Origin of the sequence: Algoriphagus halophilus (assembly GCF_041729275.1) — a bacterium.
GTDB lineage: Bacteria > Bacteroidota > Bacteroidia > Cytophagales > Cyclobacteriaceae > Algoriphagus > Algoriphagus halophilus_A.
In genome coordinates, this window is sequence record NZ_CP146486.1 from 1,485,001 (window position 1) to 1,505,848 (window position 20,848).

Genomic DNA, 20,848 nt, shown 5'->3' on the forward strand with positions numbered 1-20,848 from the left:
ATTGTAAATTATCATTATATACACTGTCAGGCAAACACGCACTAAGCAATGTCCATCAACCTTCCTCGTCTTTCTCAGGTTATTATTTTTTTCGCCTTACATCGCTTCCGAAAAGAACTGATACCACACCTTTTGTGGCCTCTGTCGATCACTCAAAGCTCCCGTTTCGACCTCAAATTTTTCCCTTCCTTGCTGAAGGGAGTGCAAAATAAGAAGCTTTTTTAATCCGCAACACTCTTTGACTTTTTTATTTTTTAAAAGTTTCAGGAACCTCAATCCCTTCCGCTTTTAACCCCTTCGCTGCCGAAGGGTGCGCAAAGGTAAGTGATCTTTTTTGACTTCCTAACTCTTTTGCAAAATTTTATTTCCTTTCAATTTTCAGACCTCTCAGCCTCCCCGTTTCTTCCGCCGTTCGCGTCGTTTGGGAGTGCAAATATCCTACTTTTATCCGTAACAACAATATCAGATCACAAAAAATATCCCTACTCATCATAAACCCCTGAAACAGAAGAATAAAAATTTTAGGAAAAGATTCTATTGCATTAGAATAAAATAAATAGGCTTGATTTATGTTTTATTTCGAATTTTATCGATAAACCAGATTTAAATTTTATTTGCACCACCTATCAACTAATATCTGAAGGTAGGAAGCTCTGGATAGTACTTTTTAGATGGGTCTTTACTGGAAAAAACATATCTGATCGAAATTTCATGGGCTCCTCCGGAATATTTTTGTCCCAGCTTTGAAATAGAGAAATCAAAGCTGTATCCAAACTCCATTCTATTATCTAACCGAACCCCTATTAAAGAAATTATCGACTCATTATTCGGCAAACTGTACTTTGTCGGAAGACCTCTATACCAAATTCCGAGAACCAAGGGTTCAAAATAAAATTCAGTTCCTATATCCAATTGTGAAAATTGTCCCTGCTTTTTATAATTAAAAGCAAAAGAGAGAGAACGCTCCTGGTCTGTATTATTAAAATAATCATTGATATCCCCAGGAGCCATATCAAATTTCACTCCACCCTGAAGAGAATATTTTATTGGAAGTTTATTTCCATCCATCTCAAGGTAACTGATTTCCGGCCTCAACAAATGAAATGCAGAAATTCCAAACCAAAATTTGTCATCATAATACAGGAGACCAGTATGAAGATCAACATCTCTTAACCTACTATCTCCTTCAAAACCATCTCCGGGAGAACCAAGGATCACTCCTCGATCGATATCCAATTGGGTGCCTAATACCACTTGATCAAATAGTGCGTCTCTGGCTACAAAAGATCCCTGAAAGCCTGCGTGTAAAAACCTACGTTCTCCAAGACGAAGTCTATAACTATATAAAAGCCCAATTTCATGTACTTGGCTTTGCGTGTAGGATTCCCTTGCTCCCGAAATACTAATTCCAATCCCAGAATTATATTTTTCAACGAAATGATCAGCATACGCAGTATATGCAATAAAGCTTTGGTCTAAAGAAGGCCATTGACTTCTAAAGTTTACACCAAGCCTCGTGAACCCTGTACTTCCAACAAATGCAGGGTTCAGATAAAGTGGATTTGCATAAAACTGACTATACTGAACATCCTGCCCCCATGCAGAAGTTATTTGTAAAGCCAAAAGTAAAAAAAGTAACCTTCTCATCATCGGATTAATCTGAATTTACCTGCCTTCGTTACTTTTTCGCCATCGATGGCTACTCCATTAAATCTATATATAAAGATGCCAGCATCTAGCAATTCACCATCTAGTTTTCCATCCCAACCCTCGGTTTCGATAGCATCTGTTTCAAAAATCAATTCCCCCAAGTATTGAATATTAAAAGCTCCATGCTTACGATGCCCTTAAATTTGGGCACAAAAGTGATGTTTTCTGTCTCATTGGGAGTAAAGCCTGAGGGAAACATCACTCTATAACTTCTGGTAATTGAAAGTCTTTTTGTGGAAGTAGCTAAACAACCCAATTCATTTTCTACGGTCAAAACAATATCGTACTCCCCTTTTTCTCCATATATATGCGTTGGGTTTTCTAGGTTACTGGTACTTCCGTCACCAAAATCCCAATTCCAACTTACCGAAGAATCATCTGACAGATTATTAAATTGGATTACATCATCTGGGAAAATCCCTCCATCCATATCCCCTGTTATTCCGGACCCTTGGACTTCAAACTCAAAATCCGAAAGAAGCTCTTCTTCCAATAGGATGATCTCTATTTGTATAGGATTAGAATAACATTCCAGACTTTTTGGCTTTACGGTTAAATCAAAGTTTCCGGAAACTGCAACTTCCTTCAATTGTTCATTTATTAAGGAAACCCCACTTCCAGTAAGCAAATAATCATAGGTCAAAAGATCAAAACCCTCCAAGTAAGATGTCAAGTCAATTGGTTCACCCGGCGTACACCCGACAATTGGATTTTCGATATCATAGGAAGGTGCTTCGGGATAAGTAACTTCAATTTCATTGGAAGAAATAAAACAGCCTCTTTCGTTAAAACCTACAATGGTATAAATTCCTGATTCTTTAACAGTATACTCCAATCCTTCAGCACCAGGAATTTTAACTCCGTCTTTCCTCCACTCTATTTGTGAATAATCAATTTCATTGATCCCCTTCAATAAAACAGTCTCTCCTCCACAAAGAAAAATATCTTCAACAGGCTCCTCTCCTTCTGCCTGAACCAATTCCATTGGAGGTGGAGAATCAAGAATTTTGATGGTCAAAGAATTCCCTTGGGATCGTTTTCCATAATTATCAGTTACGGTATAATAAATAGAAACCTCTTCTCCGACATATTCTAAATTAGGAGTAAATAAAAATCCACCTGGTTCATCAGTTGCCTGAAAAATCCCTTCAGGCATCACAAGCAACCTATTTTCTTCATCGCATTTTGCTTGTTCACAGATATCCTCCGAAATACCTTCTATTTCTTCCATGGTCCTAAAAAATTGCAGACAGGAAATCGAAGCATTTTCATTTAACAATTCTACTTCTTCCTCGGTGATATAAAATGTATTTTCAGTCGCTGCACATGACTCCCAATTTGAAATATCAGAACCTTCTGGGTTCAACAAATCTTCGTCATTTGCCACTTCCACAATTAAGTTTCTTATTTCATGAAAATTTGTAAACCCACCAGTGGAAGCAGAAAAACCTAGTTTCAAATTCTGAGGCGCTTGATAGGGAAAGGGGACATCCTGAAAAATAGTAATGGTCCGATGCTTATTTTGTTCGACGGTATAATCCATCACTAAAGTGATTAAATATCCTACCCCACTTGGATTTGGGGTCAAGGTGATGTTTGCTTTTCTATATCCAGGCTGATTTAAATCAGTTACTCTGCTTGTACCTATTCCACCCGAACTGATCGGAAAAACTGATCTGCAGCCAATCCATCCGGTCCAGATTCCATAGTTCTTTTCCCTTTGATAAATTCATATCCGGAAAATCCATTCCCAGGTCCTCGTATGACAATGCTATTGGGAACATAACTTGTCCCAGCTCCTGGAAAACCACCTGTTTTTCCTTCTGCAGTATTTCCAAAATTGCCAAACTCATCAAAACCCACCCCCATGTAAGCACCTGCAAGCCCTGGCTCTTGTAATCTTTTGGAATAGCCCAGAGACCCCCAAAGCCTCCGATTGAAAAACTAGGAACATTTGCATCAAATAAGAAAAAGGCCAAACCATCCGCTCCGTCCCCTCCATAACTAAAAAATTCAAAGGAAGTCTTAATTCCATAAGCTGAAGAAAAAGGAATATCTATATAGACATAACCTCTTTGGTCGACCTGATTATTGGTAAGTCTCAAAGCCCCATCTACTAGTTGAGCATCTGCTCCAAAAATAGTAGTAGGCTGTGTGGTTTTTGAATCAAACGTCTCACAATACGGAAATCCCGATTGTGCAAAGACATTCATCTTGGCTACAAGTAATAAAAGAGTAAAAAAAGCAATTTTGGTTCTCAAAACACGACTATTTGTGTTTCTAAAATAGGATTAAAAAATCTCAGAAATAAAAAAGCCTTCAGTTTTAAACCGAAGGCTTCCAAATCTTTATTTGAATGGCTATTTAAGGATGGTCTGACTTCTGTCTGGACCAACTGAAACTAAATTAATTGGAACATTTAGTTCCTTCTCTAGATAGCTCACATATTCTTTTAATTCTGCTGGAAACTTTTCATAAGAATCAATTCCTTCCAAAGAACAGTTCCAACCCTTTAGGATTTTATAAATAGGTTTCACTTCTTGTTCCGAGATCTCAAAACTTAGACGATCGATTTTCTCCCCAGATATCAATTCATAATGGGTACAAACTTGAATCTCTTCAAAGATATTCAGGACATCAGCTTTCATCATGAATAACTGAGTCACCCCATTGATCATGATGGAATATTTTAAGGCAGGAAGGTCTAACCAACCGCATCTCCTAGGTCTTCCTGTAGTACTTCCAAACTCATTCCCTTCTTTTCTCATGGCTTCACCCGTCTGATCAAATAGTTCAGTTGGGAAAGGACCACTTCCTACTCTAGTACAGTATGCTTTGAAAATACCGAATACCTCTCCGATTTTTGAAGGAGAAACTCCCAAACCAGTACATGCACCAGCAGTCATCGTGCTACTGCTAGTCACAAAAGGATAAGACCAAAATCAATATCCAATAGTGACCCTTGAGCGCCTTCAGCCAAAATCTTCTTATTCTCTGCAAATGCATCATTAACTACATACTCACTATCAATCAAATTCAAGGTTTTGAAGAATTCAATCGCTGCAAAGAATTGTTCCTCCATTTCTGCCAATGCATCAAGAGGGTAATTAAAATGGGAAAGTGTGTTTTTGTGCTTTTCTACTAAAGCTGCATATTTTTCATTGAAATCAGCACTCATGATATCTCCTACTCGTAGAGCAGATCTTCCAATTTTATCTTGATAAGTCGGACCAATACCCTTCAAGGTAGACCCGATTTTCTTATCGCCTTTGGATTGCTCATAGGCTGCATCCAACAGTTTATGAGTAGGGATAATGATGGTTGCCTTTTTGGAGATTACTAAATTCTTCTTGTAATCAATATTGAATTTGGCCAATCCATCAATTTCTTTCTTGAGAACAATTGGGTCGAGAACAACCCCATTGCCAATAATATTTAATATCTGGGAACGGAAAATGCCAGAAGGGATCTGGTGTAAAACATGCTTTATTCCATCAAATTCAAGTGTATGACCTGCATTAGGTCCTCCTTGGAATCTAGCTACTATTTCATATTGTGGCGCGAGAACGTCTACTACTTTTCCTTTACCTTCGTCTCCCCATTGGAGCCCCAGAAGTACATCCATCTTCATTTGATGTGCGGTCTATCGTTTATGCTAAAACTTTTTGAGGCGTGAAATTTGCAATAAGCCCATAGAAAACCAAGACTTAGACTCAATTTATTATTGCGACCTCTCACATTTGAAGAAATTTCAATTCAAATCTTCTTATTTCAAAAGTAAATGACTTAAGAAGCTTTCTCCTTTCTAAAGGTTTCAACCGAATCATACACTGTAAAAATATTGTTCAGCTTGGTAATGATCAGCAATTTTTTGACATGCTCAGAAGGTGCCGCTAAATATACTTCTCCTCCCACATTCCTCATTTTGGTAAGCATGGTGATCAATAAACCAATTCCGCTGGAAGATATATATCTCACTTCACTTAGGTCTACTACAAAGGTTTTTACTCCATCCTCAATAGCATCCGAAACCACTTCCACTAATTGAGGCCCCGTTTCATCCCCAATTAAATCACCTTTGATAAAGAGGTAAGTTGCAAGATCATCCTTGCTGGTTGTATAGGTTAATTTCATTCTTCAGCTTTTTTATTTTCGCAATTGACCTTTTTACAATTGCCATATAGAATCAGTGAGTGGTGTAAAACCTGAAAATCTAAAATATCAGCAACGGTATTTTGAATGTTTTGGATGCGTGGATCACAAAATTCCAACACTTTATTACATTCAACACAAATCAAATGGTCATGCTGCTTATACCCGTATGATTTTTCAAATTGAGCCAGGTTTTTTCCAAACTGATGCTTGGTCACTAAATCACATTCAACCAACAAATCCAAGGTGTTATAAACAGTGGCTCTACTTACGCGATAATTCTTATTCTTCATACTGATATAGAGTGACTCTACATCAAAGTGTCCCGTTCGGGTGTAAATTTCTTCGAGGATCGCATATCTTTCCGGTGTCTTACGGAGTTTTTGATTTTCCAGATACGCGGTAAATATTTTCTTCACCTCTTCGAAATGCGTGGTATTCAAAGGCATTTTGAGCTATTTTTTTCAAATATAACTTTTGTACGGTAGAAATAATTCAATTGCCTAATCAAACCTTGAAACCTTATGGATTCCTTCTACTTGAGACAAGTTTTTCATAAGCTGGTCTAAATGCTCGGTACTATGCACATATAACTTGATGGTTCCTTCAAAAATCCCGGCGTCAGAATCAACCGTAATAGACCTCATATTAACTTTCAATTCATTGGAAATCACCTTGGTAACGTCATTGATCAATCCTACTCTATCTGTTCCAATAATCCTGAGACCTGCAAGGAAAGCGATTTCTTGTTGGCTGGTCCATCTAGCTTTGATGACTCGATTCCCATGATTGGACAAAAGTTCCAATGCATTTGGGCAAGAGGTTCTATGAATTTTTATTCCTTCATTAACAGTCACAAACCCAAAAACGTCATCTCCAGGGATTGGATTACAGCATTTCGCAAGGATATAGTCTACTACATCCATGTCTTCTCCTATCAGTAACTGATCATGATCAGGCCCTTTCAGACTCTTGATTTCTTTGGTGAAAGTGGATTCATCTTTCACCTTTTCTTGAATCGCTTTACTCTTAAGTTTTTGGTTTTCTTTAAAAGTTTTGAAGGACTTAATTGATTTTGGATCTATGATTCCTTTCCCTAACCTGTAATAAAATTCATTGGCAGTTTTCAATTCAAAATAAGCTCGCAGTTTATCTACCGCCTCAGAATTGAATTCCATTTTCATCTGTTTCAACTTCCGCTGCACAATTTCTTTCCCATCCAAAATTGCTGATTTCTTTTCTTCCCTCAGAGCATCTTTGATCTTTGCCTTTGCTCTGGAAGTAACTACCGTATTTAGCCAGTCCTCGGTAGGCCGCTGTTTATTGGATGTTAAAATCTCTACCTGGTCACCATTTTTAAGTTTATGGGAGATAGGCACCAGTTTCTGGTTCACTTTCGCTCCAATACATTTCGCGCCGATCTCCGTATGGATTTCAAAGGCAAAATCTAAGGCAGTTGAACCAAAAGGCAATACTTTCAAATCTCCTTTAGGGGTAAATACAAAGACTTCTTCATGAAAGAGATTTCCCCGGAAAATCATCCATGAATTCGATAGCCGAACCATCATTGGACTCCAACAAACCTCTCACTTGAGAAATCCAATCATCCAAACCAGCAGTCGATTTGGAACTGCTGTCTTTTTCCTTGTATTTCCAATGGGCTGCATATCCTCTTTCAGCAATCTCATCCATTCTCGTGGACCGGATCTGAACTTCCACCCATTGACCGGTATTACTCATCACAGTAGTGTGCAAAGACTCATATCCATTGGAGCGGGAGGTACTGATCCAATCTCTCAGCCTATCTGGATTTGGGTGATAAAAATCGGTCACGATGGAATAAACCTGCCAACAATCTGCTTTCTCATTCTCTAGGTCACTATCCAAAATAATCCGGATGGCAAACAAGTCATACACTTCTTCAAAGGGAATCCCTTGCTTCTTCATTTTGCTGTAAATGGAATAAACAGATTTAGGCCTTCCTTTGATAACAAAATTAAACTTCTGCCTAATCAACTCATCCTCAATAGGTTGAATAAAGGATTTAATGAATTTATTCCGAATACTTTTAGACTCATTAATTTTCTGAACAATGTCCATATAGGTTTCAGTATCGGTATATTTCAGATACAAGTCTTCCAGTTCAGACTTAATGGAATACAAACCCAGACGGTGCGCCAAAGGTGCATAGAGATACATGGTCTCTGAAGCAATCTTCAACTGTTTGTGTCGAGGCATGCTCTGAAGCGTCCTCATATTATTGAGTCGATCAGCCAATTTGATTAGGATAACCCGTACATCATCAGATAGAGTCAACAGCATTTTCCTGAAATTCTCAGCTTGCTGCGAGCTTCCGTAATCAAAGACTCCTGAGATTTTGGTTAACCCATCAATAATGGACATCACTTTCGGACCAAACTCCCTTTCAATATCCTCCAATTCCCAATCCGTATCTTCTACTACATCATGTAGGAGTGCAGCAACGATTGAGGTGGTACCAAGCCCAATTTCTTCTACGCATACCAAGGCTACCTCTAAGGGATGATATATATAAGGCTCACCCGATTTCCGTCTCATCTCCTTATGCGCTTCTTGGGATACATTAAAAGCTTTTTGATGATTTTTGTATCCCCAGGCTTGAGCACAGGTTTAGCTTGCCTCAACAAACGTCGATAGCGCTTTAGAATCTCTTTTCGTTCTTCTTCTACATCCACTTGGATCATACAAACCTATTTTTAATTCAAAAATGTATGCTATGAAATTATTTGCCTAATTCTTTTATTTTTTTTTCGAGACTTATTGCATTTTGAAAATTACTATTTACCTTTGCATCCACAATCAGGAAACGGAATGAAAATTCCATGATTTTCGCTCCTGTTGTACCATTAGCGGATGTGGCGAAATTGGTAGACGCACTAGACTTAGGATCTAGCGCCGCAAGGCATGGGGGTTCGAGTCCCTCTATCCGCACCAATACCGAACCCTCAATCACTCTACTGTTTCACAACAGGAAGGAGATTGAGGGTTTTTAGTTAATCATCATAATAAATTCAAACGCCTTGGAAATCTCAATAGACAAGCATTCAGCAAATCAAGCTTTAATTAAAATTAAACTAAACGAAGCAGATTACCAACCAAAGGTAGATGCGAAACTGAAAGACTATGCCAAGAAAGCCAATATCAAAGGTTTTAGACCTGGCAAAGCACCGGTTTCCATGGTGAAAAACATCTATGGTACTTCTGTTTTGGTTGAGGAAATCAATTCAATTTTAGGAGAGTCATTAAACAACTACCTGAAAGAGCAAACTTTTAAAGTTCTTGGAGAGCCACTTCCAGTAGAAAAAGAAGACAATTCTATTGACTGGAAAACTCAAAAAGAATTTGATTTTGATTATAAAATCGGTTTTGTAGAAAGCATCAAAGTGCCATTGGACAAAAAGTTCAAGGCTACCAAATATTCCATCAAAGTAGATGACAAGTTAGTAGAAGAAACAATCGAAAACTTGAAATCTCAGTCTGGAAAAAGTACCAACCCTGAGGTAAGCGAAGCAGGTGATCACATCTATGGTGACTTGACTGCCGCAGAAAGCGGTTTCACTAAAACTCTTTCTTTGGACTTATCAAAAATTACTAAAAAGCTTGCTGGCAAATTCATTGGCATCAGCAAAGATACAGTAGTGGAATTTGATTCTAAAGATGTGAAGAAAGCACAATGGAAAGATGCTTTTGATATGTCCGATGAAGAAGTTGAATCTGCACAGGGTGCTCTTACTTTCACCGTAAAAAACATCAATAGAACTGAAACTGCAGAAATGAATCAAGAATTTTTCGATAAAGTTTTTGGTCCAGATGTAGTGAAGTCTGAAGAAGAGTTTGTTGCCAAAGTAAAGGAAACTCTTCAAGGTAATTACGATAGAGAATCTAAAGTATTCACTGAAGAAGAATTGAAGAAAGCGTTAACTGAGTCTGCGAAAGTTGAATTGCCAGAGGAGTTTTTGAAAGAATGGTTAATTCGAGCTAATGAAGGAAAAGTTTCTGTAGAAGACGTTGAGAAAGAATTCCCAATGTACGCAAAACAACTTGTATGGTCATTGATTTCCAATCAATTAGCTACTGAAAACAAAATTCAGGCTGAGCATGAAGATGTGATTGCTAAAACCAAAGAAATGATCCGTGAGCAATTTGCCTCTTCTGGATTAGGTTCTCAAATGGAAGACAGCATGGACATGTTTGTTGACAATTACCTTAAAGGTGAAGAAGGACAAAACTACATGAATATGCTTACTTCAGTTCAGAATGATAAAGTACTTGCTTTTGTTCAAGAAACTGTGGACATGAAAGAAAAAGAAATTTCTATCGATCAGTTTAAGGAACTTTTAGAAAACTAATTTGATTATTGCTATCATAAAAAAGCCCTTATTTAAGGGCTTTTTTTATTTTTGTTTACCACAACAAACTCGAATATGATCAATAAAGAAGAATTCAGAAAATACGCCATCCATAATCAAGGCGTAAATGGTACAGCTTTTGACCAATACACACAGCATATTGAAAACATGACTCGATCTGTGATCGAGGAGCGTCCACAGAATTTCCGTGAAATTGATGTCTTCTCTAGATTGATTATGGATCGTATAATTTTCCTTGGGACAGGTATCGACGATCACATTGCAAATATCATTGTTGCTCAGCTTTTGTTCTTGGAATCGGTAGACTCCAAAAAGGATGTGTTGCTTTATGTCAATAGTCCAGGGGGCTCTGTAACAGCAGGTTTGGGAATTTATGACACGATGCAGTACATTGGACCTGATGTAGCGACTATCTGTACAGGTATCGCAGCATCCATGGGTGCTGTTTTATTAGCCGGAGGAGCAAAAGATAAGAGATCTGCTTTGAAACATTCTAGAGTAATGATTCACCAGCCTTCCGGTGGAATGCAAGGACAATCTAGAGACATGGAAATTTCCTTGAAATTGATTCTTTCCATGAGACAAGAATTGTATCAGATTTTAGCTAATCATACCGGTAAATCCTTTGAAGAGATCGAAAGAGATTCAGATAGAGATTATTGGTTGAAAGCTCCAGAGGCCAAGGAATATGGCCTGATTGATGAAGTATTAGTAAAAAAACCTTAAGTAATGGCTCAAGTTACCTGCTCTTTTTGCGGTAGAAATAAGAAAGATGTAGACCTGATGGTTTCGGGTATATCTGCCCATATCTGTAATTTCTGCATCGAACAAGCTCATTTGATTCTTGGTGAAGAAGATAAAACCAAAAAATCAGAAGGAGCTCAACCTAAATTCAAATTAAAAAGCCTAAGGAACTAACTTCCTTCTTGGATCAATTTGTAATTGGTCAAGACGAGGCAAAAAAGTGCTGACCGTAGCGGTATACAATCACTATAAAAGACTTTCTCAGAAAGACGAAAAGGATGATGTGAAAATTGAGAAATCAAATATCATCATGGTGGGAGATACAGGTACCGGGAAGACTTATTTAGCTAAAACTTTGGCAAAAATTCTTGAAGTACCCTTTTGTATTGCTGATGCTACAGTATTGACTGAAGCTGGTTATGTAGGAGAAGATGTAGAAAGCATCCTGACTAGATTATTGCAGGCAGCAGATTACAATGTGGAAGCGGCTGAGCGAGGTATCGTTTACATTGATGAACTGGATAAAATTTCCAGAAAATCAGACAATCCTTCCATTACAAGAGATGTCAGCGGAGAAGGTGTACAACAAGCCATGTTGAAACTTCTAGAAGGAACGGTAGTAAATGTGCCGCCTCAAGGGGGCAGGAAACACCCAGACCAAAAGATGATAGCCGTAAACACGGAAAACATCTTATTTATTTGTGGTGGTGCTTTTGATGGGATAGCCAGACATATTGGTAAAAGGCTCAATACTCAGCCGATGGGATTTAGTAAGAACAATGCTGGCCCCTCTGCAGACAGAGAGAACTTATTGCAATATGTTACTGCACAGGATTTAAAGGCTTTTGGATTGATCCCCGAATTAATCGGAAGACTTCCTGTACTGACTCACTTAGATCCATTACATAAAGATTCCCTGAAAAGAATTCTTACCGAACCTAAAAATGTCTTGGTAAAACAATATTCAAAACTACTCGCAATGGAGGGAGTGAATATTGTTTTTGAGGATAGTGCCATCGACTTCATTGTGGACAAAGCTGTAGAATACAATTTGGGAGCAAGAGGATTGCGATCCATTTGTGAGGCAATAGTCACCGATGCGATGTATGAAATTCCTTCTGATGATTCTATCAAAGAATTGATCATTGATGGAAAATATGCACAAAGCAAGTTTGACAAGTCGAAATTCAAACGACTTCAAGTTGCTTAATCATTGAATCTTAAAATGAACAAAAGCCCTGCGATGAACTTTGCAGGGCTTTTCTTTTCTCAATTCTTTTTAAATATTGTCAATCCCCATCTTTAATTAAACACTAAGGTCATTACCGATTTTGCTGGCATTTGAAAAATACTCGAAACTGTTAAAGGGGATAAACTTGACTGCTCATTAGTTAGATAGCATTGAATCGAAGTATTTTCGGATCCTTCCCCACCCAAAGAGACCTGTATATCCTTAGCTTCTGGATTCACCAAAACAACCACCTTTTGTTTACTTAATGGATCTATGTAAGCTGATCCCATCAACTTATCCGAATTGATGGAAGCTTCTATCCTCACAAATCCAGGTCTAACAAACCGACTATAATTCCCTAAAGTCCATAGCATTTTACTTTCATAAAATGCCCCATCCTCCTTATTCTTATCAATATAAACCAATCCATCCTTATAATTATAAGGCGAAACGGCCAACCACCAATTCCATGCGGAAGCATTGGATATGGTTAAATCCTGATGAATCACTCTAGCCAAATAAAGGGCTGACTCCATTCCAAGATCCCGTCCATTTCCATTTATTTCACCCTCATTTCCTCCGAGGATGCAATATTCTGTCATCCAATAGTTGAGTCCGGGAATTGACTCCACTTCAGACAAAACTTGAACTCTCAACTTTTCAGATACAGTGGATGGGCTGGTGGTGAAATAACTATGAGCAGAGATCACATTTGAAACATGTCTTAAATTACCCAAATAATTCTCAGAAGATGGGTCAAAAAAGCTTTCACCTGTTCACCTCGCCTTGGCTTATCTGCCAATTCAAAAAGGTAGTTTATTTTACCAGCCTCCGCCACATCAATTTTGGCATTAAACTCATTTTCAGAAAAACTTTGATCCAGGATTTTAACAAAAGATGCTAGTTCATCATTGGTAGCGGGATTTCCTTCTTGCCCACCATCTGACCAGTCCCATTGAGGCTCATTGACAGGACTAATATAGTTAGGATGAAGACCAATATTTTGAAGACCAATTCCGACAGAACTTATATAATCCGCAAAATCCTTTGCCTTATCTTGATCAAGATTGGACTTCCCATCGCTGGAGAATGCTTTCCCATTTTTAGTATATTGAACTAATGGACTATTGGAGAAAAGAAGCAATTTATCCACTCCCCGATCTTTAGCTGCCTGGGCAAACCAAACTTGGCCTTTTGCTTTGGACATGTCAATTTCTCCTTCTGAATTCAGGAAGGACTCTGCCCTTCTCCACTCGTCTTTGATTCCACTTTCCTTTCCTTGCTCTGCACTGCCGGCACCTAAATTGAAACGCCACATGGACAAGCCAATACCTTTGGGCCTTCCATTAACCGCCTCCATACTAAAAAGCAAATCCGCTATTCCATTCTTTTTTCATCTGGCCAAAGTCCTACAAATTGAATGGACCAGGCATCGGAAGCCCCAAAATGATCAATTGTTTGAAATTGATTATTTGAATTTATGCTAAGAATAAGGGATACCTCCTCTTGAGCAAAACTACCATTGCTTAAATATAAGCTGCCAATACTAGTGAGGACAAATAAACAGAGATATCGAGATAAGAGTAAAAGTTGATGCATTTTTAAAAATACAACATACCTTACAAATTCCTTTACAGGAGTTAATTAAGTGTATTCAAAATCAAATCCGCGGTATTCTCAGACGCACTAGTTTCCCCTAATCGCTCTTTAATCAAATCATATCCTTGCAACATATGACCTTTATAAACTGGATTCGACAAGATTAAATTGAGTTCCTTTTTCAAATTTTCGATTGAAAAATCATCTTGAATCAATTCTTTGACCACTTCTTTTTCAGCAATCAAATTCACTAAGGAAATAAAATCAATTTTCACCAGGCGTTTCGCAAAGAAATAAGTCACGGGACTGGTTTCATACACTACAATTTGAGGTACTCTAAATAAGGCTGTCTCCAAGGTGGCCGTCCCTGAAGTCACCACTGCTGCAACTGCATGAGAAAGTAAATCATACGTTTGATTGTACACCACCTTCAATCCGGCACGAATTGCAGGTGTATAAACGGATTCTTCTAAACTATCCACAGCTGCAATGACAAATTGAGCTTGAGGAAATGAGGAAGATAGTTTGATCATTTTATCCAACATGGCTTTTACTTCTTGGGTCCTACTCCCAGGAAGCAATGCAATGATTGGCTGATAATTAATTTCATTTTTTTGAAAGAAAAATCGTGGGGAGTAAACTTTTTGATCTCGTCAAATAGGGGATTCCCTACATAGTTGACATCCATCTCATAAGACTTAAAAAAAGCTGGTTCGAAGGGTAATATTGAATACACATGATCCGTAAACTTTTTTAACTTGAAAGCCCTCTTTTGATTCCAGGCCCAGACTTTAGGCGGAATATAATAATGAACAGGAATCCCATGCCCCTTAGCAAATTCGGCAATTTTCATGTTGAATCCACCATAATCCACCAAAACAATGCCGTCTGGACGGTATTCTAGGATATCTTTTTTCACCAAGTTTAGGTACTTGAGTACTTTTCTAAACCCTAAAACCACCTCAAGGAAACCCATGAGCGCCACTTGGCCATAGTCTACTGCCAACTGCACACCAGCTTCTTTGGAAAACTTCCCCCTGCCTCTTACTTCTATCCTTGGTTCCTTGGCTTTAAGAGCCAACACCAAATTGGAGGCATGCATATCTCCTGACCGCTCTCCTGATATGATGTACAGTTTCAATGATTTCCCGGGCATTTCAGCTATCTCTAAATTTTATCTAAAAAAGAAAAGTAGGTCTTCGAAACCTACTTTTCTACTTACTATTTATTACGAATGAATTCAATCCCCATAATACTCCACAAAATTCCGCGGTGTTTCGTACAAAGTCAATTTATGTAAACCTCCTTCATTGGTGATTTCTTTCACTGCTGGTTCCAAAATCTTCCAAAACTCCATCACTAGATTTTCACAACTAGCCAACTTCCCTTCCATAAAATCCACGTCTACGTTCAGGTTTTTATGGTCCACCTTTTCGATTACAAGCTTTCTAATGATGGTACTTAATTTCTTTAAATCCACTACAAACCCAGTATCGGGATCGGGCAACCCTTTCACCATCACAATTAATTCAAAGTTGTGGCCATGCCAATTCACATTGGCACAAGGCCCAAAAACCTCCACATTTTTCTCATCAGTCCACTTTGGATTCCACAGTTTGTGGGCAGCATTAAAGTGTTCTTTTCGGCAAACGTAAATCATAGCTTTCTTAAATAGGACGCAAAGGTAGCTAAAAGAAAGAAAATAATAGAATTCATAAGAATTTACAAGTCAAAAAGGATCATGAATCCTTCTTAGCTGTAGACTCCCTTGCGACCATCCTAATCTTTTTACAATAAAAAAACCTTCCAGACCAGTTTTTAAATAAAACTAGATCCAGAAGGCTTTCAAGAAAATTAAGGATGATTAATTATCGAACCCTCAAGGAAAGAAATTAATTTACATCCCACCAAAGTTTCGTATCCAATCCATCTTCTCCTTGACGAGCAACAGCTTCCAAATAACTTTCGGAGTTGATATCTCTTTCAGTAGTAGGGTAAGCTTGTCTCACAGGGATCATTTTACTATCGTTCATTGCATCCACCGCTGGAGTTAATTCAGGGTAATCCAACCTTCTCCATTCTGCCCAAGCTTCATATCCTTGAAGAAATAGCGCTACCCATTTTTGAGCGGCAATTTTCTCCATGGCATTAGAAGAATTGAATGCTACTTCTGGTTGAGCTAAATAAGCATCATATGCCGCTTGATCAAATACACCAAATTGTCTGAAAGAAGCTTCAATTCCACTCCTGTAATGAGACTCAGCGCTTTCAGAGATCCAACCTTTCACGGCAGCCTCAGCTAAAGAGAAATGAATCTGTGCCAAAGTAACAATTGGAAGTTCTGCATTTTGCTTTCTTAAACTTGAACCAAGGTAAGAAACCGATGCATTGGTAATACCACCAGCTACTGTGTTAGAAACACCATAAGGCATTGGAGCAATTTCCCCAGTATTTGCTGCAGGATCTGCATACACAGCTAATCTAGGGTCATTCAATGGGTTCATATAGTCATACATGGTGTCAGAAATCGCATAATCTACACGAGTCAAATACCTTGCATACCATGGATTTTGGTTATTTGCTTCTGCCAAATACGGGTACATGAAATCCCCAGTCAGGGCACCATTGCTATATGCTTCCTTGAAATTGGACTCAGCTAATCCTGGTGCAACGTCACTTATACGAAGAGACATCACCATTCTAAGAGAATTGGCAAATCTTCTCCACTGCTCCATATCACCGTTAAACAACAAATCACCCTCTACACCTGCCGTTTCAAAATTAATCTGATCAGCAGATTCTTTCAGCTCTTTCAATAAATCTGTGTAAATGAACTCTTGAGTATCATAAGTAGGTGAAAATTCAACTTCTCCTTGTAATGCTTGAGAATATGGAAGCTCTCCCCATCTATCAGTCATCACACCAAAGAAATAAGCCCTAAGGATTCTTGCTACAGCAATCTGGTTTTCATTGCTACCAGAGCTCAATACATCATCCTTAGTCTCCTCATTTGTATTTAAGTCAATGATTCTTTGTAGGTTCATCAAAGGACCTGTGTAAAAACCATTAAAGTCAAAGTAGATATCCTGATATCTTGAGGATTCAGTGTATTGCTTTTCAGAAAGGTGCTGAACATACAATACACCTGTCGCGTTTCCAACGATGCCGGATACGCTTCTTTCAGCTCCCGTCAACAATCCAGAAGTCAAAGGAGAGGAAGGTCTGTTTGGATCCACATTGATGTCTCCAAATTCTGAACAGGCACTTAGCAAAAGTGTACCTGCTACCAAACCTAAAACTGTATTTTTTATATTTTTCATCTTTTAATTTCTATTATAGTCCAAGTCTCACATTGAATCCTAGGGATCTTACACCTGGTAACTGTCCACTTTCGAAATACGCATATCCATTTGCTCCTGACCCAAATTCACTTGGATCAAGTCCTGGTACATTGGTATGGATCAACCAAAGGTTTTTCGCAATGAATGCCACGTTTACTGTGTGGAATGGAGATCTATCAACCAATCTCGCAGGAAGAGAGTATCCTAATCTGATCTCTCTCAATTTCACATAAGAAGCATCATAGATCCAGTTCTCATGCAATCCGAACATTCCTGAGAAATGATCATAAGCATCCACATAAACAGTGGTAGGAGTTCCGTCCTCCAAAGCACCGTCTACACGTACTCCTCCACCATCTTCAACTGGATCTCTTAAAGGATTGCCTTTGTCATTTAGACCCGCAGTTTCTAAACCAAGACCAGAGTAAGCATTAAACATTTTGGTAACTGAGTAGAATTGACCTCCAGCTTGGAATTCAATAAATGCAGTCAAATCAAAGTTTTTGTATCTGAAAGTGTTGGTAAAACCACCAGTAGCAGTAGGAAGAGTAGTTCCTAAATCTATGTTTCTCTCTTTTACATAAGAACCATCTTCATTGATGATTGGAAGACCATTGTCAGCATATTTGAATCCGGTACCAATCAAAGTACCCCACTCTTCACCAACTTTGGCATTGATACTCATCCCCCAGTATGCAGACTGCAATTGTCTATTGTCTAGACCAGCAGCTAATTCAATTACTTTAGAGGTGTTATGAGCCAAGTTCAAGCTAACATCCCAAGTGAAGTCACGCTTTTGGATTGGAGTTCCACCTATAGAAAGTTCAACACCTTCAGATCTGATGTTACCTGCGTTGACCAAAGCACCAGAGAATCCACTAGAACCAGGAACGGTTAAGTTTAGGATTTGATCTTTGTTGTCATTTCTATAGAAGGTAAGATCAAAGTTCACCTTACCATTCCAGAATCTTAAATCAACCCCAGCTTCATAAGAAGAAGATAGCGCAGGTCTTAAGTTAGGGTTTGCTGCAGTATTCGGGACTTGAAGGTTCGGGAATGAACCGTAAGGAGTAGATACGTTATAAATCTGAGCGATTCTGTAAGGACCGATATCTGATCCTACTTGTGCATAACTTGCTCTTAATTTACCAAAGCTTAGGAAATTTCCTCCTCCACCCATTAGTTCAGTAAAGACGAAACTAGATGTAATTGATGGATATAAGTAGCTATTGTTTGCTTTAGGAAGAGCAGAAGACCAGTCATTTCTCAAAGTAGCATCCAAGAAAATCGTGTTTTGATAACCTAAAGAAACGTTACCATAGACAGAGCGAACTGTTTTGTTACTCTTATAGCTATCTGTAGCAGGTCTGTCTACAGAAGCATCGATGTTGTAATAATCAGGAACAGCCAATCCCCCTACAGTACCTTGGTACATGTAGCTATAAAGATTTCTTCTGATGTTACCACCTGCATTGGCAGTCACAGAGAATTCGCCAAACATCTTATCATACTGGAATAAGATTTCATAGTTATCCTCCCGTCCAATTCTTTGGCTTACAGAATAGGAATCTAAGTCCAAACCACCTGAAGCGATTCTTTCTTCAATTTTTTGATTGTAGAAGTCAGATCTAATAAAACCTGAAACCTTCAATGCATCAGTCAACTTGTAAGTCAAGTTGAAGTTACCAAATACACGGTCACGGCTATCTTCTGGAGCATTTTCATATGCTTCATAATATGGATTGTTCCAGTAAAGTGGTCTTGCATTGGTTGGGCTTCTTAAGTTCCAAGATCTGTAAGTTCCGTCAGGATTTCTGTACTGTGCCAGTCTATCCATATCAATTTGACGCTGGAACCACTGGTTGAACGAGTTTACTGGGTTTCTACCAGTATATCCTGATGCAGGACGACCATTTGCTTTGGTCCCAGTGAAGTTGAAGTTCAATCCAACAGACAATCTATCATTTAACTCCTGAGAGCCATTGAAACTTACATTGTTTTTAGTCAATTCAGATCCTGGCATTACCCCTTTTTGGTTGATGTTGTTCAGGGAAACTCTGAAGTTTGATTTTTCATCACCTGCAGAAAATGCAACACCGGTGTTAGCTGTAACCCCAGTTTCAAAGAAATTTCTTACGTTATCAGGATTTGGATTCAATGCTCTCAATTCACCAAACTGAGGTCCTTCTAACCAAGAATCCCAATGTCTGATCAAGGTTCCATCCATTCTAGGACCCCAAGACTCATCAGCTGCATAGTTCAACATTTTTTGACCATCAAAGCTAGACCAAGACTCTGGGTGGATAGCTGGGTCATATTCAAAAGTCAAGAAATCCTGTGTATAACCACCTGCATACTCATTCTGGTACTCAGGAAGCACATAGACATTCTCTAGTGTAGTACTTTGGTTGATTTCAATACCAAGACCTTTTTTCTTGTTTCCTTTTTTAGTAGTAATGATAATTACCCCGTTAGCAGCTCTATTACCATAAAGAGCAGCAGCAGAAGGACCTTTCAATACAGAAACACTTTCGATATCATCTGGGTTAATGTCCGCAGCAAGGTTACCATAATCACGTCCTGCGTAGTCACCACTAGGTGAAAAAGAACTATTGGAAATAGGTGTTCCGTCTACAACGAATAAAGGAGAACCTCCACCTAAAGTATTGATCCCTCTTAAACGGATATTTTGAGTACCACCGATAGCAGCACCAGAAGATCCAATTACTTGTACACCGGCTACTTTACCAGCTAGGTTACCCACTACATTGGAATTTCTGGTAGCGGTAAGGTCTTCACCTTTTACGGATTGAATGGCAGCCCCAACAGAGCGATCATCTCTAGATACACCCAATGCGGTTACAATTACTTCATTTAGTGCTTTTACATCTGGGTCCAGCACTACATCAATGGTGGATTCATTACCTACAGTAACTTCTACAGATCTCATCCCCACGAATGAAAACTGAAGGACATCCCTACCAGCAGGTAGTTGAATTGTATACTCACCATCAATACCAGTAATGGTACCATTCGTAGTCCCTTTGACCAGAACACTTACCCCTGGCAGTCCTAATCCGTCTTCCGAGGAAGTCACCGTTCCGCTAATAGACTTACTCTGTGCAAAAACACCTTGAGCAAAGAATATCATTAGCAAGAACGCTAGCAAATTTTTCTTCATTATTAATTTGGTTGATTTTAATTAATCGACAATGTTATTTTATTAAATTATATTATCGAAGTAATAGGAGGGAAAATATGATAAACGGTTAGTCAATACATAAAAAATAAAACATACACATAAACAGTTTTATCAAAATTATATTTTACATTTTATTAAATTATAAAAAGCAGATTGAAAAATCATAGTGTTATCGTAGTGTTAACAAAAGTTAATTTTTTTGAACAATTATTCTTAAGGGGAATATATTGACATATATCAAATTCAATATTTTATACTATTAAATAGATATATACCAATACAAAATCTAAGTAATATTATCTAACATCTAATCATTCAATTTCTTTTAAATAATAATACACGCGATTTGTTCTTATTGAATCACCACTGAGGCGTGTTGGGAGCAAAAACTAAAAAATATAGTTTTTCACGCCTTTGATTGGCTTTTTGGTGAATCTTGTCTTTTTCAAATCAAAAAAAC

14 protein-coding genes, 1 tRNA gene, 1 rRNA gene and 4 pseudogenes (1 of these 20 cut by a window edge) are annotated in these 20,848 nt (G+C 38.3%); 4 read left to right on the forward strand and 16 right to left on the reverse strand.

The genetic code is table 11. The annotated features are described in order from the left end of the window. From V8V91_RS07955 to V8V91_RS07995, 9 genes and pseudogenes are all read right to left on the reverse strand, one after another. Window positions 1-5: ribosomal RNA gene (locus tag V8V91_RS07955) — 16S ribosomal RNA — on the reverse strand (it extends 1,496 nt beyond the left edge of the window). 625 nt (window positions 6-630) lie between these two features. Beyond that, on the reverse strand, window positions 631-1,650 hold the full coding sequence (locus V8V91_RS07960; protein ID WP_373399615.1) for a type IX secretion system membrane protein PorP/SprF: 1,020 nt from the start codon (window positions 1,648-1,650) through the stop codon (window positions 631-633). Beyond that, the gene (locus V8V91_RS07965) at window positions 1,647-1,811 is read right to left on the reverse strand and encodes a hypothetical protein (RefSeq protein ID WP_373399616.1); all 165 of its coding nucleotides are present in this window, start codon (window positions 1,809-1,811) and stop codon (window positions 1,647-1,649) included. Before V8V91_RS07965 ends, V8V91_RS07960 begins: the two co-directional genes overlap by 4 nt. Beyond that, window positions 1,799-3,298 (reverse strand): PKD domain-containing protein, encoded by a 1,500-nt coding sequence (locus V8V91_RS07970; protein WP_373399617.1) that lies wholly within the window; start codon window positions 3,296-3,298, stop codon window positions 1,799-1,801. The genes V8V91_RS07965 and V8V91_RS07970 overlap by 13 nt, the downstream gene beginning before the upstream one ends. 37 nt (window positions 3,299-3,335) lie before the next feature. Further along, window positions 3,336-3,923, reverse strand: coding sequence for a hypothetical protein (locus V8V91_RS07975; RefSeq protein ID WP_373399618.1), 588 nt, complete (start codon window positions 3,921-3,923; stop codon window positions 3,336-3,338). A gap of 147 nt (window positions 3,924-4,070) precedes the next feature. After that, window positions 4,071-5,341: pseudogene (locus tag V8V91_RS07980) on the reverse strand (adenylosuccinate synthase). Window positions 5,342-5,496: 155 nt separating this feature from the next. Further along, entirely contained in the window at window positions 5,497-5,844 is a 348-nt protein-coding gene (locus V8V91_RS07985; RefSeq protein WP_373399619.1) for an STAS domain-containing protein, read from the reverse strand. Further along, window positions 5,841-6,311 carry a Fur family transcriptional regulator gene (locus V8V91_RS07990; protein ID WP_074226581.1) on the reverse strand — a complete coding sequence of 157 codons (471 nt, stop codon included), beginning with the start codon at window positions 6,309-6,311 and terminating at the stop codon, window positions 5,841-5,843. The genes V8V91_RS07985 and V8V91_RS07990 overlap by 4 nt, the downstream gene beginning before the upstream one ends. 54 nt (window positions 6,312-6,365) lie before the next feature. Next, a pseudogene (locus tag V8V91_RS07995) lies at window positions 6,366-8,585 on the reverse strand (bifunctional (p)ppGpp synthetase/guanosine-3',5'-bis(diphosphate) 3'-pyrophosphohydrolase). Window positions 8,586-8,750: 165 nt separating this feature from the next. Between V8V91_RS07995 and V8V91_RS08000 the strand changes: the two are divergent. From V8V91_RS08000 to clpX, 4 genes and pseudogenes are all read left to right on the forward strand, one after another. Next, window positions 8,751-8,835, forward strand: a tRNA-Leu gene (locus V8V91_RS08000). Between the two features lie 86 nt (window positions 8,836-8,921). Next, a complete protein-coding gene (tig, locus tag V8V91_RS08005) occupies window positions 8,922-10,250 on the forward strand; it encodes a trigger factor (protein ID WP_373399620.1) in 1,329 nt (442 codons plus the stop codon). Between the two features lie 75 nt (window positions 10,251-10,325). After that, a complete protein-coding gene (locus V8V91_RS08010; protein WP_074226578.1) occupies window positions 10,326-10,997 on the forward strand; it encodes a ClpP family protease in 672 nt (223 codons plus the stop codon). A 3-nt stretch (window positions 10,998-11,000) separates the two neighbouring features. Next, window positions 11,001-12,225: pseudogene (clpX, locus tag V8V91_RS08015) on the forward strand (ATP-dependent Clp protease ATP-binding subunit ClpX). Between the two features lie 92 nt (window positions 12,226-12,317). Here clpX and V8V91_RS08020 read toward each other — a convergent pair. From V8V91_RS08020 to V8V91_RS08050, 7 genes and pseudogenes are all read right to left on the reverse strand, one after another. Then, window positions 12,318-12,620, reverse strand: coding sequence for a glycoside hydrolase family 30 beta sandwich domain-containing protein (locus V8V91_RS08020; RefSeq protein WP_373400643.1), 303 nt, complete (start codon window positions 12,618-12,620; stop codon window positions 12,318-12,320). A gap of 102 nt (window positions 12,621-12,722) precedes the next feature. Beyond that, window positions 12,723-13,845 (reverse strand): annotated as a pseudogene (locus tag V8V91_RS08025) (glycoside hydrolase); the annotation flags it as partial. A gap of 41 nt (window positions 13,846-13,886) precedes the next feature. Then, complete coding sequence (locus V8V91_RS08030; protein WP_373399621.1) at window positions 13,887-14,426, reverse strand: hypothetical protein; 540 nt, start codon at window positions 14,424-14,426, stop codon at window positions 13,887-13,889. Then, window positions 14,396-15,001 carry a hypothetical protein gene (locus tag V8V91_RS08035; RefSeq protein WP_373399622.1) on the reverse strand — a complete coding sequence of 202 codons (606 nt, stop codon included), beginning with the start codon at window positions 14,999-15,001 and terminating at the stop codon, window positions 14,396-14,398. The genes V8V91_RS08030 and V8V91_RS08035 overlap by 31 nt, the downstream gene beginning before the upstream one ends. 84 nt (window positions 15,002-15,085) lie before the next feature. After that, window positions 15,086-15,505: a 6-carboxytetrahydropterin synthase gene (locus tag V8V91_RS08040; RefSeq protein WP_074226575.1), complete on the reverse strand. Its 420-nt coding sequence runs from the start codon at window positions 15,503-15,505 to the stop codon at window positions 15,086-15,088. A 232-nt stretch (window positions 15,506-15,737) separates the two neighbouring features. After that, window positions 15,738-17,165 (reverse strand): SusD/RagB family nutrient-binding outer membrane lipoprotein, encoded by a 1,428-nt coding sequence (locus tag V8V91_RS08045; RefSeq protein ID WP_373399623.1) that lies wholly within the window; start codon window positions 17,163-17,165, stop codon window positions 15,738-15,740. 13 nt (window positions 17,166-17,178) lie between these two features. Beyond that, a complete protein-coding gene (locus tag V8V91_RS08050) occupies window positions 17,179-20,367 on the reverse strand; it encodes a SusC/RagA family TonB-linked outer membrane protein (protein ID WP_373399624.1) in 3,189 nt (1,062 codons plus the stop codon). Between the last annotated feature and the right edge of the window lie 481 nt (window positions 20,368-20,848).